At 70.0% G+C, this 24,405-nt stretch carries 21 protein-coding genes; 17 read left to right on the top strand and 4 right to left on the bottom strand.

What is annotated here, in order from left to right:
* Positions 1-53: 53 nt before the first annotated feature.
* The 8 genes from ruvC to OG413_RS24990 all read left to right on the top strand — a co-directional run bounded on the left by ruvC (position 54) and on the right by OG413_RS24990 (position 9,415).
* Positions 54-587: a crossover junction endodeoxyribonuclease RuvC gene (gene ruvC / locus OG413_RS24955; RefSeq protein ID WP_266808911.1), complete on the top strand. Its 534-nt coding sequence runs from the start codon at positions 54-56 to the stop codon at positions 585-587.
* Positions 584-1,210 carry a Holliday junction branch migration protein RuvA gene (gene ruvA, locus OG413_RS24960; RefSeq protein WP_266808912.1) on the top strand — a complete coding sequence of 209 codons (627 nt, stop codon included), beginning with the start codon at positions 584-586 and terminating at the stop codon, positions 1,208-1,210. The genes ruvC and ruvA overlap by 4 nt, the downstream gene beginning before the upstream one ends.
* A 34-nt stretch (positions 1,211-1,244) precedes the next feature.
* The gene (ruvB, locus tag OG413_RS24965; protein ID WP_266808914.1) at positions 1,245-2,330 is read left to right on the top strand and encodes a Holliday junction branch migration DNA helicase RuvB; all 1,086 of its coding nucleotides are present in this window, start codon (positions 1,245-1,247) and stop codon (positions 2,328-2,330) included.
* A gap of 166 nt (positions 2,331-2,496) precedes the next feature.
* Positions 2,497-3,012 carry a preprotein translocase subunit YajC gene (gene yajC / locus OG413_RS24970; RefSeq protein WP_266808916.1) on the top strand — a complete coding sequence of 172 codons (516 nt, stop codon included), beginning with the start codon at positions 2,497-2,499 and terminating at the stop codon, positions 3,010-3,012.
* Between the two features lie 146 nt (positions 3,013-3,158).
* Entirely contained in the window at positions 3,159-4,934 is a 1,776-nt protein-coding gene (secD, locus tag OG413_RS24975) for a protein translocase subunit SecD (RefSeq protein ID WP_266808918.1), read from the top strand.
* 1 nt (position 4,935) lies between these two features.
* A complete protein-coding gene (gene secF / locus OG413_RS24980) occupies positions 4,936-6,045 on the top strand; it encodes a protein translocase subunit SecF (RefSeq protein ID WP_266808919.1) in 1,110 nt (369 codons plus the stop codon).
* Positions 6,045-6,596 (top strand): adenine phosphoribosyltransferase, encoded by a 552-nt coding sequence (locus tag OG413_RS24985; protein ID WP_266808920.1) that lies wholly within the window; start codon positions 6,045-6,047, stop codon positions 6,594-6,596. Before secF ends, OG413_RS24985 begins: the two co-directional genes overlap by 1 nt.
* Positions 6,597-6,790: 194 nt before the next feature.
* A complete protein-coding gene (locus OG413_RS24990; RefSeq protein WP_266808922.1) occupies positions 6,791-9,415 on the top strand; it encodes a bifunctional (p)ppGpp synthetase/guanosine-3',5'-bis(diphosphate) 3'-pyrophosphohydrolase in 2,625 nt (874 codons plus the stop codon).
* A gap of 76 nt (positions 9,416-9,491) precedes the next feature.
* Here the strand turns inward: OG413_RS24990 and OG413_RS24995 are convergent, their stop codons facing one another.
* Positions 9,492-10,721, bottom strand: coding sequence for a DUF349 domain-containing protein (locus OG413_RS24995; protein ID WP_266808924.1), 1,230 nt, complete (start codon positions 10,719-10,721; stop codon positions 9,492-9,494).
* 203 nt (positions 10,722-10,924) lie between these two features.
* On the bottom strand, positions 10,925-11,716 hold the full coding sequence (locus tag OG413_RS25000; RefSeq protein WP_266808926.1) for a peptidylprolyl isomerase: 792 nt from the start codon (positions 11,714-11,716) through the stop codon (positions 10,925-10,927).
* 148 nt (positions 11,717-11,864) lie between these two features.
* Here OG413_RS25000 and OG413_RS25005 point away from each other — a divergent pair, with 148 nt between their 5' ends.
* The 4 genes from OG413_RS25005 to OG413_RS25020 all read left to right on the top strand — a co-directional run bounded on the left by OG413_RS25005 (position 11,865) and on the right by OG413_RS25020 (position 16,279).
* Complete coding sequence (locus OG413_RS25005; protein ID WP_266808928.1) at positions 11,865-12,551, top strand: MBL fold metallo-hydrolase; 687 nt, start codon at positions 11,865-11,867, stop codon at positions 12,549-12,551.
* 14 nt (positions 12,552-12,565) lie between these two features.
* Positions 12,566-13,828: a histidine--tRNA ligase gene (gene hisS / locus OG413_RS25010; RefSeq protein WP_266808930.1), complete on the top strand. Its 1,263-nt coding sequence runs from the start codon at positions 12,566-12,568 to the stop codon at positions 13,826-13,828.
* A gap of 353 nt (positions 13,829-14,181) precedes the next feature.
* The gene (locus OG413_RS25015) at positions 14,182-14,817 is read left to right on the top strand and encodes a vitamin K epoxide reductase family protein (protein ID WP_266808932.1); all 636 of its coding nucleotides are present in this window, start codon (positions 14,182-14,184) and stop codon (positions 14,815-14,817) included.
* 76 nt (positions 14,818-14,893) lie between these two features.
* Complete coding sequence (locus OG413_RS25020; RefSeq protein ID WP_266808933.1) at positions 14,894-16,279, top strand: replication-associated recombination protein A; 1,386 nt, start codon at positions 14,894-14,896, stop codon at positions 16,277-16,279.
* 135 nt (positions 16,280-16,414) lie between these two features.
* Here the strand turns inward: OG413_RS25020 and OG413_RS25025 are convergent, their stop codons facing one another.
* Positions 16,415-17,116 (bottom strand): DUF2470 domain-containing protein, encoded by a 702-nt coding sequence (locus OG413_RS25025; protein ID WP_266808935.1) that lies wholly within the window; start codon positions 17,114-17,116, stop codon positions 16,415-16,417.
* A gap of 188 nt (positions 17,117-17,304) precedes the next feature.
* On the opposite strand from OG413_RS25025, the gene rpsD reads away from it, so the two are divergent.
* Entirely contained in the window at positions 17,305-17,919 is a 615-nt protein-coding gene (gene rpsD / locus OG413_RS25030; protein ID WP_015607373.1) for a 30S ribosomal protein S4, read from the top strand.
* 17 nt (positions 17,920-17,936) lie between these two features.
* On the opposite strand, the gene OG413_RS25035 is transcribed toward rpsD, so the two are convergent.
* Positions 17,937-20,135 carry an AAA family ATPase gene (locus OG413_RS25035; protein WP_266808939.1) on the bottom strand — a complete coding sequence of 733 codons (2,199 nt, stop codon included), beginning with the start codon at positions 20,133-20,135 and terminating at the stop codon, positions 17,937-17,939.
* Positions 20,136-20,352: 217 nt separating this feature from the next.
* Here OG413_RS25035 and OG413_RS25040 point away from each other — a divergent pair, with 217 nt between their 5' ends.
* The 4 genes from OG413_RS25040 to ruvX are packed head-to-tail and all read left to right on the top strand — an operon-like array spanning position 20,353 to position 24,332.
* Positions 20,353-20,817 carry a DUF948 domain-containing protein gene (locus tag OG413_RS25040; protein WP_266810352.1) on the top strand — a complete coding sequence of 155 codons (465 nt, stop codon included), beginning with the start codon at positions 20,353-20,355 and terminating at the stop codon, positions 20,815-20,817.
* A 7-nt stretch (positions 20,818-20,824) separates the two neighbouring features.
* The gene (locus tag OG413_RS25045) at positions 20,825-21,181 is read left to right on the top strand and encodes a DUF6167 family protein (protein WP_266808941.1); all 357 of its coding nucleotides are present in this window, start codon (positions 20,825-20,827) and stop codon (positions 21,179-21,181) included.
* Positions 21,181-23,850, top strand: a complete 2,670-nt coding sequence (gene alaS / locus OG413_RS25050) for an alanine--tRNA ligase (protein ID WP_266808943.1) — start codon at positions 21,181-21,183, stop codon at positions 23,848-23,850. Before OG413_RS25045 ends, alaS begins: the two co-directional genes overlap by 1 nt.
* Complete coding sequence (gene ruvX / locus OG413_RS25055) at positions 23,847-24,332, top strand: Holliday junction resolvase RuvX (RefSeq protein WP_266808945.1); 486 nt, start codon at positions 23,847-23,849, stop codon at positions 24,330-24,332. The genes alaS and ruvX overlap by 4 nt, the downstream gene beginning before the upstream one ends.
* The last annotated feature ends 73 nt before the right edge of the window (positions 24,333-24,405 follow it).

Raw genomic sequence — 24,405 nt, forward strand, 5'->3', positions numbered from 1 at the left:
AGCCGATAGCCTGCCAGAACAGTTGACCGAGCGGTGAGGACAGGGGGGGCTCCATGCGGGTACTCGGCGTGGACCCGGGGCTGACCCGGTGCGGTGTCGGCGTCGTCGAAGGGGTCGCGGGCCGCCCCCTGACGATGATCGGCGTCGGTGTCGTACGCACCCCCTCCGACGCCGAGCTGGGGCAGCGCCTGGTAGCCATCGAGCGGGGCATCGAGCAGTGGCTCGACGAGCACCGCCCCCAGTTCGTCGCCGTGGAACGGGTCTTCGCCCAGCACAACGTCCGTACGGTGATGGGCACCGCCCAGGCCAGCGCGGTCGCCATGCTCTGCGCCTCCCGGCGCGGCATCCCGGTCGCCCTGCACACCCCCAGCGAGGTCAAGGCCGCCGTCACCGGCTCGGGGCGCGCGGACAAGGCCCAGGTCGGCGCCATGGTGACCCGGCTGCTCCGGCTGGACGCGCCGCCCAAGCCCGCGGACGCCGCGGACGCCCTCGCGCTCGCCATCTGCCACATCTGGCGCGCGCCCGCGCAGAACCGGCTCCAGCAGGCCGTCGCCGCCCATCGCACGCTGAAAGGCCGTACCGCATGATCGCCTTCGTCTCCGGCCCGGTGGCCGCCCTCGCCCTGACCACGGCCGTGATCGAGGTCGGCGGTATCGGCATGGCAGTCCAGTGCACCCCGAACACCCTGGCCCCTCTCCGCGTCGGCAAAGAGGCCAGGCTCGCCACCTCCCTCGTCGTACGGGAGGACTCGCTCACGCTCTACGGCTTCGCCGACGACGACGAGCGCCGGGTCTTCGAGCTGCTCCAGAGCGCCAGCGGCGTCGGCCCCCGCCTGGCCCAGGCCATGCTCGCCACCCACAGCCCGGACGCGCTGCGCCTGGCCGTCTCCACCGGCGACGAGAAGGCGCTCACGGCTGTCTCCGGCATCGGGAAGAAGGGCGCACAGAAGCTCCTGCTGGAGCTCAAGGACCGGCTCGGTGAACCCATGGGCGCCCACATCGGCCAGCAGGGCATCGGCACCGCCGTCACCTCCGGCTGGCGCGACCAGCTCCAGGCCGCGCTGATCGGACTCGGATACGCGACCCGGGAGGCCGACGAGGCGGTATCCGCCGTCGCCCCGCAGGCCGAAGCCGCCCTCGCCGAGGGCGCTCAGCCCCCCGTGCCGCAGCTGCTGCGCGCCGCTCTGCAGACCCTGAACCGCGCACGCTGACCGGCACCGAAACACCCGAGGCGGGACTGACCGAATGAACTGGGACGAGACCGGACCCGACACCGACGAACGGCCGGTGGGGGAGTTCGACGACCGGCTGGTCGATGCCGGCGCGGACGGTGAGGACACCGCGGTCGAAGCGGCCCTGCGCCCGAAGGACCTGGACGAGTTCGTCGGCCAGGAAAGGGTGCGCGAACAGCTCGATCTGGTCCTCAAGGCGGCCCGCGCCCGCGGCGCCACCGCCGACCATGTGCTGCTCTCCGGCGCCCCCGGCCTCGGCAAGACCACCCTGTCCATGATCATCGCAGCGGAGATGAACGCCCCGATCAGGATCACCTCGGGGCCCGCCATCCAGCACGCGGGCGACCTCGCCGCGATCCTCTCCTCCCTCCAGGAGGGCGAGGTGCTCTTCCTCGACGAGATCCACCGGATGTCGCGGCCCGCCGAGGAGATGCTCTACATGGCGATGGAGGACTTCCGGGTCGACGTCATCGTCGGCAAGGGCCCCGGCGCCACCGCGATCCCGCTCGAACTTCCACCGTTCACCCTGGTCGGCGCCACCACCCGGGCAGGGCTGCTGCCACCCCCGCTGCGCGACCGGTTCGGCTTCACCGGGCACATGGAGTTCTACGCCCCCGCCGAGCTGGAGCGCGTCATCCACCGTTCCGCCCGGCTGCTGGACGTCGGCATCGACGTGGACGGCGCCGCCGAGATCGCCGGACGCTCCCGGGGCACCCCCCGTATCGCCAACCGGCTGCTGCGCCGGGTCCGGGACTACGCCCAGGTGAAGGCCGACGGCACGGTCGACCGGGACATCGCCGCCGCGGCGCTCAAGGTGTACGAGGTTGACGCCCGCGGCCTCGACCGGCTGGACCGTGCGGTCCTCGGCGCCCTGCTGAAACTTTTCGGCGGCGGCCCGGTCGGCCTGTCCACCCTCGCGGTCGCCGTGGGGGAGGAGCGCGAGACGGTCGAGGAGGTCGCCGAGCCCTTCCTCGTACGGGAAGGACTGCTGGCCAGAACCCCGCGCGGCCGGGTCGCCACTCCTGCGGCCTGGGCCCACCTCGGCCTCGTGCCTCCGCAGCACGACGGAAAGGGACAACAGGGTCTCTTCGGGGCGTGATGCGTCACAGGTTGACCCTTACCGGAACCACGGTGCCATGCTGGGCGTTGTTCCATCGATGCGGACTCGCTTAGACTCCGCCGATGCCGCCCTTACAGGTCGGTGTACCCACCCCCGTATATACAGGCCGCATTCCAGCGCGGTCGTGCGAAGGAATTTCCGTCCCGTGAATATCGTGACTCTCCTCCCCTTCATCGTGCTCATCGGGGCCATGTTCCTGATGACCCGGTCCGCCAAGAAGAAGCAGGCGGCGGCTGCGCAGATGCGTAACGACATGCAGCCCGGCACCGGCGTCCGGACGATCGGGGGCATGTACGCCACCGTCAAGGAGCTTCACGACGACACGGTTCTCCTTGAGGTCGCGCCCGGCGTCCACGCCATCTACGCCAAGAACTCGATCGGTGCCGTCCTCGACGACGAGGAGTACAACCGCATCGTCCACGGCGACGACGACCTGAACGTCGACGGCGCGGTCGTGCCGGACGACGCCTCCTCGCTCACCGGCGAGGGCGACGACGCCGCGGACCGCTCGGACGACGCGAAGATCGACCTGGGCAAGAAGGCCGAGGACGAGGACGCCGAGACGACGGACACGGCCGCCAAGGACGTCGCGGCCAAGGATGTGGCGGCCAAGGACGCCAAGGACGACGGCAAGGCCGACGGCGAGACCGACGCGAAGTAGTTCGCGATTCGGGGACGCCGCGTGCCCACCGGCGTGCGGCGTCCCCCGGACCGTGCGGTTTTCTGCGGGGGCAGGTCCCCACAACACTTCGTGGCCGCTCGGGCGCGTACCCGGCGCGGGGCGGTTGGACAGGGAGAAACGAGAAGGTGGCAGCACCGAAGAAGGGCCGCGGGCCGGCCGGTGGTCAGAGCAGGCCGGGGCGTGCCCTGGTTCTGATCCTGATCGCCATGGTCGCGCTCACCGGCGGGATGTTCCTGTCCGGTCACACCACGCCCCGGCTGGGTATCGACCTGGCGGGCGGGACGTCGATCACGCTTGAGGCGAAGACGCAGCCCGGCAAGCCGAACGCGATCAATCCGACCAATATGAACACCGCGGTCGGCATCATCGAGCGGCGGGTCAACGGTCTGGGTGTCTCCGAGGCCGAGGTCCAGACCCAGGGCGAAAAGAACATCATCGTCAACATCCCCAAGGGGACGAACTCCGAGCAGGCCCGGGAGCAGGTCGGTACCACCGCCCAGCTCTACTTCCGGCCCGTTCTGACCGTCGCGGCCAGTGGCCCCGGGGAGCCGACGCCTTCGGGCAGCGAGAAGCCCTCGGACGGCACCACGCCGAGCGCCGAGGAGTCCGCCAAGGCCGGGGACAAGGACACGGGCGACAAGGCCACCGGTGACAAGGCCACCTCGCCCGGCTCCCCGACGGCGAGCGCCACCACCCAGGGGCGCGCGGTCACCGGCGCCCTGAAGAAGGACCCCACACCGGGCGCTTCGGACACCTCGAAGCCGAAGTCGTCCGCGACGCCGCCGGTCGACCCCGCGACGGCCAAGCTCCAGGCAGAGTTCGCCAAGCTCGACTGCACCGACCCGAAGCAGCGCGCGGCCGCCGGCAAGGACGCGAAGCCCACCGACTCCATCGTCGCCTGTGGCTCGAACACGCCCGGTCAGTACGAGAAGTACGTGCTCGGCCCGGCCGAGGTCTCCGGCAGTGACGTCAGCGACGCCCAGGGTGCGATCGACCAGACCACCGGCGAGTGGATCGTGTCGATGGAGTTCACCTCCGGCGGCGCCAAGAAGTTCAAGACGATCACCTCGCGGCTCTCGCAGCAGCAGCCGCCGATGAACCAGTTCGCGATCGTCCTCGACGGCGAGGTCGTCTCCGCGCCCTCCGTGCGGACGGCGCTCAGCGCGAACGCCCAGATCTCCGGCAGCTTCGACCAGCAGTCCGCCGAGGACCTCGGCAACATCCTGTCGTACGGCGCGCTCCCGCTCACCTTCGAAGAGGCGAGCGTCACCACGGTGACCGCCGCCCTCGGTGGCGAGCAGCTCAAGGCGGGTCTGATCGCCGGTGCCATCGGTCTGGCGCTCGTCGTCATCTACCTGGTGGCCTACTACCGGGGGCTCGCGTTCATCGCGCTCCTCAGCCTCCTGGTCTCCGGCATCCTGACGTACACGATCATGGCTCTGCTCGGCCCGGCCATCGGCTTCGCGCTGAACCTGCCCGCGGTCTGTGGAGCCATCGTGGCGATCGGTATCACAGCGGACTCGTTCATCGTGTACTTCGAACGTGTCCGTGACGAGATCCGCGAGGGCCGCACGCTCCGCCCGGCGATCGAACGTGCCTGGCCGCGCGCCCGGCGCACCATTCTGGTCTCCGACTTCGTGTCGTTCCTCGCCGCCGCGGTGCTCTTCGTGGTCACCGTCGGCAAGGTCCAGGGCTTCGCGTTCACGCTCGGCCTGACCACGCTGCTCGACGTCGTCGTGGTGTTCCTCTTCACCAAGCCCGTCATGACACTGATGGGCCGGACGAAGTTCTTCTCCAGCGGCAATTCCTGGTCCGGGCTGGACCCGAAGCGGCTCGGCGCCAAGCCGCCGCTCCGCCGCTCGCGCCGTGCCAACGGTTCCACCGACCCGAAGGAGGCGTGAGATGTCGCGACTCGGCAATCTCGGCGCCCGGCTCTACCGAGGCGAGGTCGGTTACGACTTCATCGGCAAGCGCAAGATCTGGTACGGCGTCTCGATACTGATCACCATCACGGCCATCATCGGCCTGGCGGTCGGTGGCCTCAACATGGGCATCGAGTTCAAGGGCGGCGCGGTCTTCACTACCGACGTCAAGGCCAAGATCTCGACCTCCCAGGCCCACGAGGCCGCAGTGGCGGCGTCCGGCCACGAGGCGATCGTGCAGGAGCTCGGCAACGGCGGTCTGCGCATCCAGATCACCGAGGTCGACACGGCCAAGGCCGACGCGATCAAGACGCAGCTCTCCAAGGACCTCGGGGTCCCGGCGGCGAAGATCAACGCGGACCTGGTCGGCCCCAGCTGGGGTGAGCAGATCGCCAACAAGGCATGGACCGGACTCGGGATCTTCATGGTCCTCGTGGTGGTCTACCTGGCCATCGCCTTCGAGTGGCGGATGGCCATCGCGGCCCTCGTCGCCCTGATCCACGACATCACCATCACGGTCGGTGTCTACGCGCTGGTCGGCTTCGAGGTCACCCCCGGCACCGTGATCGGTCTGCTGACCATCCTCGGTTACTCCCTCTACGACACGGTCGTCGTCTTCGACAGCCTCAAGGAGGGCCAGAAGGGGATCACCAAGCAGACCCGCTTCACCTACAGCGAGATCGCCAACCGGTCGATCAACAGCACGCTGGTCCGTTCCATCAACACCACGGTCGTGGCGCTGCTGCCGGTCGCGGGTCTGCTGTTCATCGGTGGCGGTGTCCTCGGCGCCGGCATGCTGAACGACATCTCGCTGTCGCTGTTCGTCGGTCTCGCCGCCGGTGCGTACTCCTCGATCTTCATCGCCACTCCGCTCGTCGCCGACCTCAAGGAACGCGAGCCGCAGATGAAGGCGCTGAAGAAGCGGATCCTCGCCAAGCGTGCGGCGGCCGCCGCCAGGGGCGAGTCCCCCGACGACGAGCGCGACGACCAGCCGCAGGACGCCTTCCCCGAGGACGCCGAGACCGCGGGCGCCGTCGTGGGCCAGCGCAGGCAGCCCAGGGGCCACGGCCGGACTCCCGGGAAGCGCTGATGACCAGCACCGCCGAATCGACCCGTGAGCTGCTGCTCAGCCGGATCCGCGATGTGGCGGACTACCCGAAGCCGGGGGTGATGTTCAAGGACATCACTCCGCTGCTCGCGGACCCGGTGGCCTTCACGGCACTCACCGACGCCCTCGCGGAGCTGTGCGTCCGGCACGGCGCCACGAAGATCGTCGGCCTGGAGGCACGCGGCTTCATCCTGGCCGCGCCGGTCGCGGTCCGGGCCGGGCTCGGCTTCGTACCCGTCCGCAAGGCCGGGAAGCTGCCCGGAGCCACGCTCCGGCAGTCCTACGAGCTGGAGTACGGCAGCGCGGAGATCGAGATCCACGCGGAGGACCTCACCGCCGACGACCGCGTCATGGTCATCGACGACGTCCTCGCCACCGGCGGCACCGCCGAGGCCTCGCTGGAGCTGATCCGGCGGGCCGGTGCGCAGGTCGTGGGCGTCTCGGTCCTGATGGAGCTCGGTTTCCTCCCGGGCCGGGCCCGGCTGGAGCCCGCGCTGCGGGGCGCGCCGCTGGAGGCACTGATCACCGTCTGAGCGCCGCACACCGGCGATCGCGCGGCGGACCGCGCACAGCGGACGCGCGCAGGACACGCACACAGGACGGGCACCCGGGAACACCGGGTGCCCGTCCCGCGTTGTCAGGGCTCCCGGCGTCCCCGGGCGAGGTCCGGCCGGGGGATCGATACCATGGGCTTTCCGGGTAGCCCGGATCCGCACGAGGAGCGCTCTTGCCAGACGAGGCCCAGCCAGTCGCCGCCCCGCAGCCCGACAAGCCCGGGACGGAACCCGCCACGCCCGAGAAGGCCCAGCCCTCGGGAGCGCCGGAGCCCGCGCCGCGCGAGGGCGCGGGCGGGTCTGCGCAGGCCCCGGCTGCCGCCTCAGCGAAGCCCGGCGAGCCCGCGAAGCCGACCGCTCCGTCGAAGCCCGCCCCCGAGCGCCCGGCCCCCGCGGCCCCCGTGAAGCCCGCCGCGGCGGCCCCCGCCGAGCCCGCTCCCAAGGCCCCGGCCAGGCCCGCCGCGAAGTCACCGGCCCCGACCGGTTCGGTGGCCCGCTCCGGCGGCTCCTCCAACCGCGTCCGGGCCCGGCTCGCCCGACTGGGTGTGCAGCGCTCCAGTCCGTACAACCCGGTGCTCGAACCACTGCTGCGTACCGTCCGCGGCAACGATCCCAAGATCGAGACCGCCACGCTGCGCCAGATCGAGCAGGCCTACCAGGTCGCCGAGCGCTGGCACCGCGGCCAGAAGCGCAAGAGCGGCGACCCGTACATCACCCACCCGCTGGCCGTGACGACGATCCTGGCCGAGCTGGGCATGGATCCGGCCACTCTGATGGCGGGTCTGCTGCACGACACCGTCGAGGACACCGAATACGGCCTGGACACCCTGCGCCGAGACTTCGGCGACCAGGTCGCCCTGCTCGTCGACGGCGTCACCAAGCTGGACAAGGTCAAGTTCGGCGAGGCCGCGCAGGCCGAGACCGTACGCAAGATGGTCGTCGCCATGGCCAAGGACCCCCGGGTCCTCGTCATCAAGCTCGCCGACCGGCTGCACAACATGCGCACCATGCGCTACCTCAAGCGGGAGAAGCAGGAGAAGAAGGCCCGCGAGACGCTGGAGATCTACGCACCCCTGGCCCACCGCCTGGGCATGAACACCATCAAGTGGGAGCTGGAGGACCTCGCCTTCGCGATCCTCTACCCCAAGATGTACGACGAGATCGTCCGCCTCGTCGCCGAGCGGGCCCCCAAGCGCGACGAATACCTGGCCATAGTGACCGACGAGGTCCAGTCCGACCTCCGCGCCGCCCGCATCAAGGCCACCGTCACCGGCCGGCCGAAGCACTACTACAGCGTCTACCAGAAGATGATCGTGCGAGGCCGGGACTTCGCCGAGATCTACGACCTGGTGGGCATCCGCGTCCTCGTCGACACCGTCCGCGACTGCTACGCGGCGCTCGGCACCGTCCACGCCCGGTGGAATCCGGTACCGGGGCGGTTCAAGGACTACATCGCGATGCCCAAGTTCAACATGTACCAGTCGCTGCACACCACGGTGATCGGCCCCAGCGGCAAGCCCGTCGAGCTACAGATCCGTACGTTCGACATGCACCGCCGCGCCGAGTACGGCATCGCCGCCCACTGGAAGTACAAGCAGGAGGCCGTCGCCGGTGCCTCCAAGGTGCGTACCGACGTCCCCAAGAACACCGGACGCGGCCAGGACACCGTCAACGACATGGCATGGCTGCGCCAGCTCCTGGACTGGCAGAAGGAGACCGAGGACCCCAGCGAGTTCCTGGAGTCCCTGCGCTTCGACCTCTCCCGCAACGAGGTCTTCGTCTTCACGCCCAAGGGCGACGTCATAGCGCTCCCCGCGGGTGCGACACCGGTCGACTTCGCGTACGCCGTCCATACGGAGGTCGGCCACCGGACCATAGGAGCACGGGTCAACGGGCGGCTCGTACCGCTCGAATCGACCCTGGACAACGGTGATCTGGTCGAGGTCTTCACCTCCAAGGCGGCCGGCGCCGGGCCGTCGCGGGACTGGCTGGGCTTCGTCAAGTCGCCGCGTGCCCGCAACAAGATCCGCGCCTGGTTCTCCAAGGAGCGCCGCGACGAGGCGATCGAGCAGGGCAAGGACTCCATCGCGCGCGCGATGCGCAAGCAGAACCTGCCGATCCAGCGCATCCTCACCGGCGACTCCCTGGTCACCCTCGCCCACGAGATGCGCTACCCGGACATCTCGTCCCTGTACGCGGCGATCGGCGAAGGCCATGTCGCCGCCGCGGGCGTCGTGCAGAAGCTCGTCCAGGCACTGGGCGGCGAGGACGCCGCCAACGAGGACCTCGTCGAGAGCGCACCGCCCTCCCGAGGCCGCAACAAGCGCCGCGCCAACGCCGACCCGGGCGTCGTGGTCAAGGGCGTCGAGGACGTCTGGGTCAAGCTGGCCCGCTGCTGCACGCCCGTCCCCGGCGACCCGATCATCGGCTTCGTCACCCGCGGCAGCGGCGTCTCCGTGCACCGGGCCGACTGCGTCAACGTCGACTCGCTCTCCCAGCAGCCTGAGCGCATCCTCGAAGTCGAGTGGGCGCCCACCCAGTCCTCGGTCTTCCTGGTCGCCATCCAGGTCGAGGCGCTGGACCGCTCCCGGCTGCTCTCCGACGTCACCCGGGTCCTGTCCGACCAGCACGTCAACATCCTGTCCGCGGCCGTCCAGACCTCCCGTGACCGGGTGGCCACCTCCCGCTTCACCTTCGAGATGGGCGACCCCAAGCACCTGGGACACGTCCTGAAGGCGGTACGCGGCGTGGAGGGCGTCTACGACGTCTACCGGGTCACCTCGGCCCGCAGGCCGTAGGCACGACATACGAGAGGTGCTCCTGTACGTGTCACGTACAGGAGCACCTCTCGTATGTCCGGCCTGCCGACAGGCCCTAGCCGCCGAACTCCTCCAGGCCCTTGAGCGCCTGGTCCAGCAGCGCCTGGCGGCCTTCCAGCTCCTTGGCCAGCTTGTCGGCCCGCGCGTTGTTGCCCGAGGCACGCGCCGCGTCGATCTGCGAACGCAGCTTGTCCACGGCGCCCTGGAGCTGACCGGTGAGACCCGCGGCGCGGGCCCGCGCCTCCGGGTTCGTCCGGCGCCACTCGGACTCCTCGGACTCCTGGAGCGCCCGCTCCACCGTGTGCATCCGGCCCTCGACCTTCGGACGGGCGTCACGCGGTACGTGGCCGATGGCCTCCCAGCGCTCGTTGATGGCCCGGAAAGCGGCCCTGGCCGCCTTCAGGTCCTTCACCGGCACCAGCTTCTCGGCCTCGACCGCGAGCTCCTCCTTCAGCTTGAGGTTCTCGCCCTGCTCCGCGTCCCGCTCGGCGAACACCTCGCTGCGGGCCGCGAAGAAGACGTCCTGGGCCCCGCGGAAGCGGTTCCACAGCTCGTCCTCGGACTCGCGCTGCGCGCGGCCCGCGGCCTTCCACTCGGTCATCAGATCGCGATAGCGGGCGGCCGTCGTGACCCAGTCCGTGGAACCGGAGAGCGACTCGGCCTCCGTGACCAGCTTCTCCTTGGCCTTACGGGCCTCCTCGCGCTGGGCGTCCAGCGAGGCGAAGTGGGCCTTGCGGCGCTTGGAGAACGCCGAACGGGCATGCGAGAAGCGGTGCCACAGCTCGTCGTCCGACTTGCGGTCCAGCCGCGGCAGGCCCTTCCAGGTGTCCACGAGCGCCCGCAGCCGCTCGCCGGCGGACCGCCACTGCTCGCTCTGCGCCAGCTCCTCGGCCTCGGTGACGAGCGCCTCCTTGGCGTGCTTGGCCTCGTCGGTCTGCTTCGCCTTCTGGACCTTGCGCTCCTCGCGCCGCGAGTCGACCGTCGCGACGAGCGCGTCCAGCCGCTCGCGCAGCGCGTCGAGGTCGCCGACGGCGTGATGCTCGTCGACCTGCTGCCGCAGATGGCCGATCGCGGTCGTCGCGTCCTTGGCCGAAAGGTCGGTGGTCTTCACCCGCCGTTCGAGGAGGCCGATCTCGACCACAATGCCGTCGTACTTGCGCTCGAAGTAGGCCAGAGCCTCCTCGGGGGAACCGGCCTGCCACGATCCGACGACCTGCTCGCCATCGGCTGTACGCACGTACACGGTGCCTGTCTCATCGACACGGCCCCACGGGTCGCTGCTCACAGCGCCTCCTCCACCTGATGCCTGCGAGGGGGTTCGCCCCCCGGGCATCGTCCACAGTTTCCTGGGGCGGGCATCGCCCGCCCTGCACAACGCCAATCTAGGCGACCGGCCGCCCGGCTGTCCGCACTCAGCGCGGCCGAAATTCTCCGGTGCTGCCGGGCGGCCACGGCGGCGGCCGGGAGCACCCGGCCGCACCGGCCCGGTCAGTCCTTCTTGACGGTCGCCTTCTCGACGCTCACGGCCTTCTTCGGCGCACCGTCACCGGCGCCACCCTCGACACCGGCCTCGCCGACCTTCTGGACGGCCTTCAGCCCGGCCTCGTCGATGGTGCCGAACGGGGTGTAGGTGGGCGGGAGTTTGGTCTCCTTGTACACCAGGAAGAACTGGCTGCCACCGCTGTGCGGCTTGCCGGTGTTGGCCATCGCCACCGTGCCCGCGGGGAACGTCACCGTGCCGTCGGCGCCCGCCTTGCCGAGCGCGGTCAGGTTCTCGTCCGCGATCGTGTAGCCGGGACCGCCGGTGCCGTCGCCCTTGGGGTCGCCGCACTGCAGGACGAAAATGCCCTGTGTGGTCAGCCGGTGACACTTCGTACCGTCGAAGTAGCCCTTGTCCGCGAGCGACTTGAACGAGTTCGTGGTGTGCGGGGTCTTCGCCGCGTCCATGGTGAACGCTATGTCGCCCTGGCTCGTCTTGAGCGACATCGTGTACTTCGCCTTTTTGTCGATCTTCATCGCGGGCTCGGGAGCTTCGCTCTCGCTCGCGGAAGGCGAGGCGGACGGGCTCTGGCTCGCGGCCGCGTCGCTCTTCTTGTCCTTGTCGTCGCTCTTGTCCGCCGCGACGAACGCCCCCACACCCACCACCGCGGCCACGGCCACCGCGGACGCGATGATCACGGTGAGACGCCTGGTCCTGCTGCGGGCTTCCTCCCGGCGCTGCTGCTGCCGCTCGAACTTCTCCCGGGCGAGCTGCCGCCGCCGCTGATCGCTGCTGACCACCGGTTGATCTCCTTGTACGTCGTGTCATCGGGCGTGGGTTGCCCCGTACCGTATATGGGTTAGCTGTGGAATGAGGAGCGCCGGTAGGCTCTGATCCGCCGCACCCTTTGCCGCGGCCTCTTCCGCCGGACGAACATTAAGGACGATCGTGCTCATTGCCGGGTTCCCCGCCGGGGCCTGGGGGACCAATTGCTACCTGGTCGCCCCCGCCGCAGGCGAGGAGTGCGTGATCATCGACCCGGGCCATCAGGCCGCCCAGGGCGTCGAGGAAGCGCTGAAGAAGCATCGGCTCAAGCCCGTCGCCGTCGTGCTCACCCATGGCCACATCGATCATGTCGCCTCGGTCGTCCCCGTGTGCGGCGCCCATGACGTTCCCGCCTGGATCCACCCGGAGGACCGGTACATGATGAGCGACCCGGAGAAGGCCCTCGGCCGCTCCATCGGGATGCCTCTCATGGGCGAGCTGACCGTGGGGGAGCCGGACGACGTCAAGGAGCTGACCGACGGCGCGCTGCTGAGGCTGGCCGGTCTGGAGCTCGGCGTCTCGCACGCGCCCGGCCATACGAAGGGGTCGGTGACGTTCAGGATGCCCGAGGCCGCGGACGTACCGCCGGTCCTCTTCTCGGGCGACCTGCTCTTCGCCGGCTCCGTCGGACGCACCGACCTGCCCGGTGGCGACCACGCCGAGCTGCTCGATTCGCTGGCCCGCGTGTGCCTGCCGCTCGACGACTCGACCGTGGTGCTGTCCGGCCACGGCCCCCAGACGACCATCGGCCGCGAGCGCGACTCCAATCCGTACCTGCACGGTATGGACGCGCCGCGACGAGGAATGTGACGAGAGACGTTTCTGTGAGCACCTTTCAGGCCCCCAAGGGCACGTACGACCTGACCCCGCCGGACTCCGCGAAGTACCTCGCGGTGCGCGAGGCCATCTCCGCGCCCCTGCGCAACTCCGGCTACGGCTACATCGAGACGCCCGGTTTCGAGGATGTGAACCTCTTCGCCCGCGGTGTCGGTGAGTCCACCGACATCGTCACCAAGGAGATGTACACCCTCACCACCAAGGGCGGCTCCGAACTGGCGCTCCGCCCGGAGGGCACCGCCTCGGTGCTCCGCGCCGCCCTGGAGGCCAACCTCCACAAGGCGGGCAACCTCCCGGTCAAGCTCTGGTACTCGGGCTCGTACTACCGCTACGAGCGCCCGCAGAAGGGCCGCTACCGCCACTTCTCGCAGGTGGGTGCCGAGGCCATCGGTGCCGAGGACCCGGTTCTCGACGCCGAGCTGATCATTCTCGCCGACCAGGCGTACCGCTCGCTGGGCCTGCGCCAGTTCCGCATCCTGCTGAACTCGCTCGGCGACAAGGAGTGCCGCCCCGTCTACCGCGAGGCGCTGCAGGGCTTCCTGCGCGACCTCGACCTCGACGAGGAGACCCGCCGCCGCATCGAGATCAACCCGCTGCGCGTCCTGGACGACAAGCGGGCCGAGGTGCAGAAGCAGCTCGTCGGCGCCCCGAAGCTCCGCGACTACCTGTGCGACGCCTGCAAGGCGTACCACGAGGAGGTCCGTGAGCTGCTGACGGCCGCCTCGGTCGTGTACGAGGACGACGAGAAGCTCGTCCGCGGCCTCGACTACTACACCCGCACGACCTTCGAGTTCGTCCACGACGGTCTGGGCTCGCAGTCCGCGGTCGGTGGCGGCGGCCGTTACGACGGTCTGTCCGAGATGATCGGCGGCCCCGCGCTCCCGTCCGTCGGCTGGGCGCTCGGCGTGGACCGTACGGTGCTGGCGCTGGAGGCGGAGGGCATCGAGCTGGACATCCCCGCCACCACCAGCGTGTACGCCGTCCCGCTAGGCGACGAGGCCCGCAGGACCCTGTTCGGCATCGTCACCGAGCTGCGCAGGAGCGGCGTCGCGGCCGACTTCGCGTTCGGCGGCCGGGGCCTGAAGGGCGCCATGAAGAGCGCGAACCGGTCGGGTGCGCGCTTCACGATTGTCGCGGGCGAACGTGACCTGGCCGAGGGCGTGGTGCAGCTCAAGGACATGGAGTCCGGGGAGCAGACGTCCGTACCGCTGGCCGAGGTCGCCGGGACGGTCCGCGCCCGCCTCGTGTGACGGCTGAACGCCGTGTGACAGTTGAACGCCGTGGGCCCCGGGGCTTGTCCGCCCCGGGGCCCACGGCGTCCGTGCCGGGGGCCGGGCGGCCCGCGCCGGTCGCGAAGTGCGTCACCGTCCCGCGTACCGTCAACCCGGCGGGCGCGAAGTCACACTGCCGGGCGCCACCGATACCGCGACGCCGTCGCGGAATTACAGCCACCGCGAGTCCGCCCCGACCGTCGGGCATCTCGCGGGCAGCGGTGCCGCGTGGCCCGTGCGCGTACACCTTTATGTCCATCGAACGGATGCCCAGTACAGCGGTGCGGCACAATGACCGTGCCCGGCTGGTTACTCATTGATGGAACGGCGATATGACGACTGCAGCGGTAGATCATCCCTCCTCGCACCAGGAAGAGGACGGCGGGAAGAGGACCATCGGCGGCAGTCGCGCGTTCGCACTGCTGCTGGTGATCACCGGTGCGGCCGGACTGCTCGCCGCCTGGGTCATCACGATCGACAAGTTCAAGCTGCTGGAAGACCCGAGCTTCACCCCCGGCTGCAGCCTCAACCCGGTCGTCGCGTGCGGCAACATCATGAAGAGCGAGCAGGCGGCCGCCTTCGGCTTCCCCAACCCGATGCTCGGGCTCGTCACCTACGCGATGGTGATCTGCATCGGCGTGGGACTGCTCGCCGGAGCACGCTTCCGCGGCTGGTTCTGGCTCGGCCTCAACGCGGGCACGCTGTTCGGCGTCGGCTTCTGCACGTGGCTCCAGTACCAGTCGCTGTACAACATCAACTCGCTCTGCCTGTGGTGCTGCCTCGCCTGGGTCGCCACGATCTTCATGTTCTGCTACATGACCACGCACAACATCAAGCACCGAATCCTCCCCGCGCCCAACTGGCTGCGCAACGGCCTCACGGAGTTCCACTGGGTTCCGCCGGTGCTCTGGATCGGCATCATCGGCATGCTGATCCTGACCCGCTGGTGGGACTTCTGGACCAGCTGACCGGCGCCGCCCCCGGCCGGGCGGGGGACGACCCGGCCCGGCGGCGTTGTCAGTGCGGTGCCATAGGCTTCACATCGTGGAGCCCGACCTCTTTACCGCAGCCGCCGAAGACCGCCAGGAGAAGGACCCGTCCAGCAGCCCCCTCGCTGTCCGGATGCGTCCCCGTGTCCTCGACGAGGTCGTCGGCCAGCAGCATCTGCTCAAGCCGGGCTCGCCCCTGCGCCGCCTCGTCGGTGAGGGGAGCGGCGGACCCGCCGGCCCGTCGTCGGTGATCCTCTGGGGCCCGCCCGGCACCGGCAAGACGACCTTGGCGTACGTGGTCAGCAAGGCCACCAACAAGCGCTTCGTCGAGCTCTCCGCGATCACCGCGGGCGTCAAGGAGGTCCGGGCCGTCATCGAGGGGGCGCGCCGGGCCACCGGTGGCTTCGGCAAGGAGACCGTTCTCTTCCTCGACGAGATCCACCGCTTCTCCAAGGCCCAGCAGGACTCACTGCTCCCCGCCGTGGAGAACCGCTGGGTGACCCTGATCGCCGCCACGACCGAGAATCCGTACTTCTCGATCATCTCCCCGCTGCTGTCGCGCTCGCTGCTGCTCACCCTGGAGCCGCTGACCGACGAGGATCTGCGTGCCCTGCTGCGCCGGGCCCTGACCGACGAACGCGGGCTGGGCGGCGCGGTGACCCTGTCGGAGGACGCCGAGGCGCATCTGCTGCGCATCGCCGGTGGCGACGCCCGGCGGGCGCTGACCGCGCTGGAGGCGGCGGCGGGGGCCGCGCTGGCCACGCACGAGCCGGAGATCAGCCTGCGGACGGTCGAGGAGACCGTCGACCGCGCCGCGGTGAAGTACGACCGGGACGGCGACCAGCACTACGACGTGGCCAGCGCCCTCATCAAGTCCATCCGCGGGTCCGACGTCGACGCCGCGCTGCACTATCTGGCCCGGATGATCGAGGCGGGGGAGGACCCCCGGTTCATCGCCCGGCGGCTGATGATCTCCGCGAGCGAGGACATCGGGCTCGCCGATCCGACCGCGCTGCCGACGGCGGTGGCCGCGGCACAGGCCGTCGCGATGATCGGCTTCCCGGAGGCGGCGCTGACCCTCAGCCACGCCACGATCGCGCTGGCCCTGGCACCCAAGTCCAACGCGGCGACCCTGGCGATCTTCGCCGCCCAGGAGGACGTACGGAAGGGCCTGGCCGGCCCCGTCCCGGCCCATCTGCGCGACGGCCACTACCAGGGCGCGGCCAAGCTGGGGCACGCCCAGGGCTATGTCTATCCGCACGATGTGCCCGGTGGCATCGCCGCCCAGCAGTACGCCCCGGACGCCGTCCGCGACAAGCGGTACTACACCCCCACGCGGTACGGCGCCGAGGCGCGGTACGCCGACGTGGCGGACCGGGTCCGCGAGCGGCTCGGGCGGGCCGGCGCCGACGGCGGGACGGACGGCGCGGGATCCGCCTGACCGGCCCGCGCCCGAAGCGGGTCACCCCGATCACGCGGACGGTCCTGATGACGGATCACCCCGATCACGCGGACCGTCCTGATGACGGATCACCCCGATCACCCCGGTCACGCGGATCGTGCCGGGCGGGCGGTCTCAGTGGGACGCCGCTTCGAAGAGCGTGTGCATGGCGCGGCGCAGTTCGCCGACATCCCGCACGGGCTCGGGGAACTCGAACCGGGCGTCGAAGCAGGCCCCCCGGTCCTCGACGAAACGGACCCGCAGTCCGAAGCGGTCGAGGGCGACCGGGACGGCGGCGGGCTGATGGGCGGAGCAGGTGTCGGCGGTGCGCTCGCCGAGCAGCCCGCACAGTGTCCGCAGCTGTTCGCCGTGCGCCGCGTGCAGATGCTGGAGCAGTTCGGCCTCGTGGACGACGAGCGGGTCGGGCGCCGCGTCCCGGAAGTCCTCCGGCTCGATGTTCTCGGCGCCCCAGAGGTCGTCGACGTACGCCTCCGCGAACTCCAGCCGCAGCATCATCCGGCCGGGTTCGGCGAGGCCGGGTACGGAGGTGAGCCAGCCGGAGACCCAGGCGCGGCCGCGGACGCGGTGCGGGACGGAGACCGGAGCGACATCCGTGATCTCCAGCACGGCGGTCAGCTCGTCGCCCTGGGCATGGGTCGCGGCCCGTACGACGGGGGAATCCGCGGGGAACGCGAGGAACAGATCGCCCTCGGGTCCCACGCCGCGGGTGTCGGGGATCAGCTGCTCGGTACGGGCCACATCGAGCCCCGGTACGACCAGCACGGCGGAGCGGGTACTCTGTACGAGAGTTCGTGTGCGCTCGGCTGCTGACGGCATCCGAGTGTTTTCAAGCCCGCTGGGACGCGGCTGACCACGATCAGATCGGCCTTCCGTCGTAGCAGCGCCTTCATGTGCGCTGCCGCTGTCTGTGCTGTCCGTGACGTGAGTGGTGTTCCCAGGGCGAGACATGCGATCTCCTTGAGTAAGGTAAGCCTAACCTAACCTACAACGGAGGTCTGGAGAACGTGCCTAACCAGTCGCGTCCCAAGGTCAAGAAGTCGCGTGCCCTCGGCATCGCTCTGACGCCCAAGGCTGTCAAGTACTTCGAAGCGCGTCCGTACCCGCCGGGCGAGCACGGCCGTGGCCGCAAGCAGAACTCGGACTACAAGGTCCGTCTGCTGGAGAAGCAGCGCCTGCGTGCGCAGTACGACATCAGCGAGCGCCAGATGGCGCGCGCCTATGACCGCGCCAAGAAGGCCGAAGGCAAGACGGGCGAGGCGCTGGTCGTCGAGCTCGAGCGCCGCCTCGACGCCCTGGTCCTGCGTTCGGGCATCGCCCGCACCATCTACCAGGCCCGTCAGATGGTCGTCCACGGTCACATCGAGGTCAACGGTGGCAAGGTCGACAAGCCGTCGTTCCGCGTCCGTCCCGACGACGTCGTCCAGGTCCGCGAGCGCAGCCGCACCAAGGTCCCCTTCCAGGTGGCCCGCGAGGGTGGTTACGACACCGACGGTGAGACCCCGCGCTACCTCCAGGTGAACCTGAAGGCCCTGGCCTTCCGCCTGGACCGGGACCCGAACCGCAAGGAGATCCCGGTGATCTGCGACGAGCAGCTCGTCGTCGAGTACTACGCCCGCTGATCCAGGCGTAGCCGCTCTCACCAGCGCTCCGGCCCGCCCCTCCCTGTTGTACGGGAGGTGGCGGGCCTTCGCGTTTCCCCGGGCGCCGGTACGCTGCCCAGCCCCTGCGTGCCCGCGTGCTCCCGGGACCCGCCGGTCAGCGCCCGGGACACCGCCGCGTCCAGATCCAGCCGGCCCCCGGCGCGCAGCCCCGAGGTGTACGCCGCGTCGCCCAGTTCACGGCGCGCGCGCTCCTCGCACTCCGCCTTCGGCCTGCCGTAGTACGCCGACCCGAACAACGGCAGCCCCACCGACGGCCAGATCCGCTCCGTTGCCCCTTGCAGCACCGCCGCTTCCGCGGGGTCGCCCTCCACCACCGTGACCAGGGCCATCAGCTCCAGCGAGAGGGCGGTGCCCAGCAGGTCGTTGAAGGCGCGGCCGATGGACAGACACTCCCCGAGCATCCGCCGGGCCCGGCCCGTCTCGCCCCGCCGCAGCGCCGCGTAGGCCAGGACGTACAGCGCGTAGGCCAGCGCCCACCGCTCCCCGTGGTCCTCGCAGATCTCCCTGACCTCGTCGCAGATCACGGCGGCGCCCTCCAGATCGCCGAGAAAGGCCACCGCCATCGCCAGCTCGATCTGGGCCATCAGCACATTGCTGTTCAGCTCACCCAGCTCGCGGTAGCGGCCGAGCGCGTCGCGCAGCAGTTCCTCGGCGCGCGGCATGTCGTCCGTGACGATCGCCAGGCACCCCGTCCGGTGCACCGCGTAGGCCGTCGCCGTGGCATCGCCGGACCGCTCCGCCTCCTCCCGGCACTCGTGCAGCGCCGAGATCGCGCCGACGGCGTCCCCCTGCAGAACCGCCACGTAGCCGAGGACCCACAGCGCCTTGAGCCGCGACGGATCGTGCGGTGTCCCTTCCTCCAGTACGTGATCCAGCCAGTGCCGGCCCTCCGAGAGCCGGCCGCAGCCCACCCAGTAGAACCAGAGCGTGCCCGCCAGGTACTGGGCCAGATGAACCTCTTCGGGGCTCTCCATCGAGCACTCCATCGCCCGTCGGAGGTTGGGCAGTTCGCAGTCGATGCGGGCCGCCACCTCGACCTGCCGCGGGCTGAACCAGTCCAGCTCGCACCAGGTCGCCAGCCCCAGGAACCAGTCCCGGTGCCTGCGCCGCAGCCGCTGGGTGTCCCCGGTGGCCGTCAGCCACTCGGCGCCGTACTCGCGCACCGTGTCCAGCAGCCGGTACCGGGTGCCCGCCGGGGAGTCCTCCCGCAGCACCACCGACTGGGCGAGCAGTTCGTCCAGCACATCGAGCACCGACTCGGTCGGCAGGTCGGCGCTACCGCAGATGTACTCGGCGGCCTCCAGGTCGAACTGCCCGGCGAAGACCGAGAGCCGCGCCCACAGCAGCCGCTGCTCGGGTGCGCACAGCTCATGGCTCCAGCCGATGGCCGTACGGAGGGTCTGGTGGCGGGCCAGCGCACTGCGGCTGCCCCCGGTCAGCAGCCGGAACCGGTCGTCCAGGCGCACCAGTACCTGATCGACGGAGAGCGCCCGCAGCCGCCCGGCGGCCAGTTCCAGGGCGAGCGGAATCCCGTCGAGGCGGCGGCAGAGCTCCAGCGTCGCCTCCCTGTTCCCGTCCGTCGGCCGGAATCCGGGCTGTACGGCGCGGGCCCGTTCCGTGAACAGCTCCACGGCGTCCTCGTCGGTCATCGGCGCGAGCGGGAACGTCAGTTCACCGTCCACCTGGAGCGGGCGGCGCCCGGCGGCGAGCACCTGGAGCCGGGGGGCCCGGCGCAGCAGTTCCCGTACGAGTGCGGCGCAGGCGTCGATCAGGTGCTCGAAGCCGTCGATCACCAGCAGCAGTTGGCGCTCGGCCAGGTGCTCGACGAGGGTGACCCGGGGCGGTCTGCTGGTGTGATCGGTGAGGCCCAGTGCCTCGACCAGTGCGTGTTCCAGCAGTTCGGGGTCGTGGATGGCGGACAGCTCGGCGATCCAGACCCCGTCGAAGTACCGTTTCTCCAACAGTGCGCCGACCCGCGTGGCACACCGGGTCTTCCCGGCGCCCGCCACTCCGGCGATCGTGACAAGTCTGGATTCCTCCAGGAGCCGCCCCAGCTCGGCCAGCTCGGCGTCGCGGCCCACGAATCTGTTCAGTTCCGCCGGGAGGTTGCCGCCCGCGGCGGGGCGGGGTCCCGGTTCGCCGGAGCTGGGAAAGGGGCGCTGGAGGCGTCGCATAAAACACGCAGAGTACTGGCTTGAAAGCTCTCCGTACAATCTCGTTATGCCAACTCCCGCCCCGCACTGTTATGCGGTACGGCTGGAGATGCGCGGCGCGATAGGGTCGTGGGACGACGATTGGCTGCGCTGACAGCGGTCGGACGTGTGATGCGGAGACAAGTCCCGACAGGGGCGAGCGACAAGCAGAGAGCGGTGCACTGTGTCCGGTGGAGAGGTGGCCGGGATCCTGGTGGCCGTCTTCTGGGCGATCCTGGTTTCGTTCCTCGCCGTGGTGCTGGCGAGGCTGGCCCAGACGCTCAGGGCGACCACGAAACTCGTGGCGGACGTGACCGAACAGGCCGTCCCGCTGCTCGCCGACGCCTCCGCGACCGTGCGCTCCGCGCAGACCCAGCTCGACAAGGTCGACGCCATCGCGACGGATGTCCAGGAGGTCACCTCCAACGCCTCCGCGCTCTCCACCACCGTCGCGTCGACGTTCGGCGGGCCACTGGTCAAGGTGGCCGCGTTCGGCTACGGCGTACGGCAGGCGATCGGTCGCAGGACCGCTCCCGAGCCCGAACCGGAGCGGGAGCGCAGGGGCCGCGGCTCCTCCCGTCGCACCGTGATCGTCGGCCGTACCGTGCCGTCCGCGCGAGGCAGGAAGCGCAACGGCCGAAGCTCCCGCGGACAGAAGGACTGACGCTGCGATGTTCCGCCGTACGTTCTGGTTCACGGCCGGCGCCGCCGCCGGCGTCTGGGCCACCACCAAAGTCAACCGCAAGCTCAAGCAGCTGACGCCCGAGAGCCTCGCGGCACAGGCCGCCGACAAGGCGATCGAGACCGGCCACAAGCTCAAGGACTTCGCCCTCGACGTGCGCGACGGCATGGTCCGGCGCGAAGCCGAACTGGGCGGCGCCCTGGGCCTGGACGCACCGGTCGACCCCGACCTCCCCGTGCAGCGCCACTTCGCCGTCGAGGCGGCCGACCCCGCCGAACGGGCGGGCGACGGCTCCCACCACCGCAAGCTCCCCTACAACTCGTACAACCGGAATGAGGACCACTAATGGAGTCGGCTGAAATTCGCCGCCGCTGGCTGAGCTTCTTCGAGGAGCGCGGTCATGCCGTCGTCCCTTCGGCGTCGCTCATCGCGGACGACCCGACTCTGCTGCTCGTCCCCGCGGGCATGGTCCCGTTCAAGCCGTACTTCCTTGGCGAGGTCAAGCCGCCCGCCCCGCGCGTCACCAGCGTGCAGAAGTGTGTCCGTACGCCGGACATCGAAGAGGTCGGCAAGACCACCCGGCACGGCACGTTCTTCCAGATGTGCGGCAACTTCTCCTTCGGGGACTACTTCAAGGAAGGCGCCATCGGCTACGCCTGGGAGGCTCTGACGAGCCCCGTGGCGGAGGGTGGCTTCGGTCTGGACCCCGAGCGTCTGTGGATCACGGTCTACCTGGACGACGACGAGGCCGAGCAGATCTGGCGCGACAAGATCGGCGTGCCGGCCGAGCGCATCCAGCGCCTGGGCAAGAAGGACAACTTCTGGTCCATGGGCGTCCCGGGTCCCTGCGGCCCCTGCTCCGAGATCAACTACGACCGCGGCCCTGAGTTCGGTGTCGAGGGCGGCCCGGCGGTCAACGACGAGCGGTACGTGGAGATCTGGAACCTGGTCTTCATGCAGTACGAGCGGGGCGCCGGTGACGGCAAGGAGGACTTCCCGATCCTCGGTGACCTGCCGTCGAAGAACATCGACACGGGCCTCGGTCTCGAACGCCTCGCCATGATCCTGCAGGACGTACAGAACATGTACGAGACCGACACCCTGCGCGTCGTCATGGACAAGGCCACCGAGCTGACCGGCGTGCGCTACGGCGCCGAGCAGGGCACGGACGTCTCGCTGCGTGTGGTCGCCGACCACATCCGTACGTCCGTGATGCTCATCGGCGACGGCGTCACCCCCGGCAACGAGGGCCGCGGCTACGTACTGCGCCGCATCATGCGCCGCGCCATCCGCAACATGCGGCTGATGGGTGCCACCGGCTCGGTCGTCAATGATCTGGTCGACGTCGTGATCAACACGATGGGGCTGCAGTACCCGGAGCTGATCACCGACCGCAAGCGCATCGAGACCGTCGCCCTCGCCGAGGAAGCCGCCTTCCTCAAGGCCCTCAAGGGCGGCACCAACATCCTTGAGACCGCCGTCACCGAGACCAAGGCCGCCGGTGGCCAGGTCCTCGCCGGGGACAAGGCGTTCCTGCTCCACGACACCTGGGGCTTCCCGATCGACCTCACCCTGGAGATGGCCGCCGAGCAGGGCCTGTCCGTGGACGAGGACGGATTCCGCCGCCTCATGCAGGACCAGCGGGACAAGGCCAAGGCCGACGCCCGCGCCAAGAAGACCGGTCACGCCGACCTGTCCGCCTACCGCGAGGTGGCCGACAACTCCGGCGCCACCGAGTTCACCGGCTACACCAGCACCGCGGGGGAGTCCACCATCGTCGGCCTCCTCGTCGACGGTGTGCCCTCGCCCGCCGCCACCGAGGGCGACGAGGTCGAGGTCGTCCTCGACCGCACCCCGTTCTACGCCGAGGGCGGCGGCCAGCTCGCCGACCAGGGCCGGATCAGGCTGGACACGGGCGCCGTCATCGAGATCCGCGACGTCCAGAAGCCGGTCCCCGGCGTCCATGTGCACAAGGGTGTCGTCCAGGTCGGCGAGGTGACGGTCGGAGCCTCCGTCCACGCCGCCATCGACAACAGCCGCCGCCGCGCCATCGCCCGCGCCCACAGCGCGACCCACCTCACGCACCAGGCCCTGCGCGACGCGCTGGGCCCGACGGCCGCCCAGGCCGGTTCGGAGAACTCGCCGGGCCGCTTCCGCTTCGACTTCGGCTCGCCCGCCGCCGTACCCGGCACGGTGCTGACCGACGTCGAGCAGCGGATCAACGAGGTTCTCTCCCGCGAACTCGATGTCCAGGCCGAGGTCATGTCCATCGACGAGGCCAAGAAGCAGGGCGCCATCGCCGAGTTCGGCGAGAAGTACGGCGAGCGGGTCCGGGTCGTCACGATCGGCGACTTCTCCAAGGAGCTGTGCGGCGGTACGCACGTCCACAACACCGCCCAGCTGGGCCTGGTGAAGCTGCTCGGCGAATCGTCCATCGGTTCCGGGGTGCGCCGCATCGAGGCCCTCGTCGGCGTCGACGCGTACAACTTCCTGGCCAAGGAGCACACGGTCGTCGCCCAGCTCCAGGAGCTGGTCAAGGGCCGCGCCGAGGAGCTGCCCGAGAAGATCTCCTCGATGCTCGGCAAGCTGAAGGACGCTGAGAAGGAGATCGAGAAGTTCCGCGCGGAGAAGGTCCTCCAGGCCGCCGCCGGACTCGTCGAGTCCGCCAAGGACGTACGGGGCGTCGCCCTGGTCACCGGCCAGGTGCCGGACGGCACCTCGGCCGACGATCTGCGCAAGCTCGTCCTGGACGTCCGCGGACGCATCCAGGGCGGCCGCCCGGCGGTCGTGGCCCTGTTCACCACCGCCAACGGCCGGCCGCTGACGGTCATCGCCACCAACGAGGCCGCCCGCGAGCGCGGCCTCAAGGCGGGCGACCTGGTCCGTACGGCCGCCAAGACCCTCGGTGGCGGTGGCGGCGGCAAGCCGGACGTCGCCCAGGGCGGCGGTACGAACCCGGGCGCCATCGGCGACGCCGTGGCCGCTGTCGAACGCCTCGTCACCGAGACGGCATGACGCCGGAAATGACGCGGATGCGCCGTGGACGCCGACTCGCCGTCGACGTCGGGGACGCCCGGATCGGGGTCGCCTCGTGCGACCCCGACGGGATTCTCGCCACGCCGGTGGAGACCGTGCCGGGACGTGACGTCCCGGCCGCCCACCGGCGGCTCGGGCAGATCGTCGAGGAGTACGAGCCGATCGAGATCATCATCGGCCTGCCGCGCTCCCTCGGCGGTGGCGAGGGCCCCGCGGCCGCCAAGGTCCGCGCCTTCGCGCAGGTGTTCGCTCGCTCGGTCGTACCCATTCCGGTGCGCCTGGTGGACGAGAGGATGACCACAGTGACGGCGACTCAGGGGCTGCGCGCCTCGGGCGTGAAGTCCAAGAAGGGGCGTTCTGTCATCGACCAGGCTGCCGCTGTGGTGATCCTTCAGAACGCTCTGGAGTCCGAACGGGCGTCAGGTAATCCCCCGGGTGAGGGCGTCGAAGTGGTTGTCTGATCGCGATACGGTAACGTTCCGCGCGATGCGGCGGTGTTCGAACAAACCGCACAGCGAAGCGAAGAGGCGGAAC

It is taken from the genome of Streptomyces sp. NBC_01433, from assembly GCF_026340105.1.
In the GTDB taxonomy this organism is placed as follows: domain Bacteria; phylum Actinomycetota; class Actinomycetes; order Streptomycetales; family Streptomycetaceae; genus Streptomyces.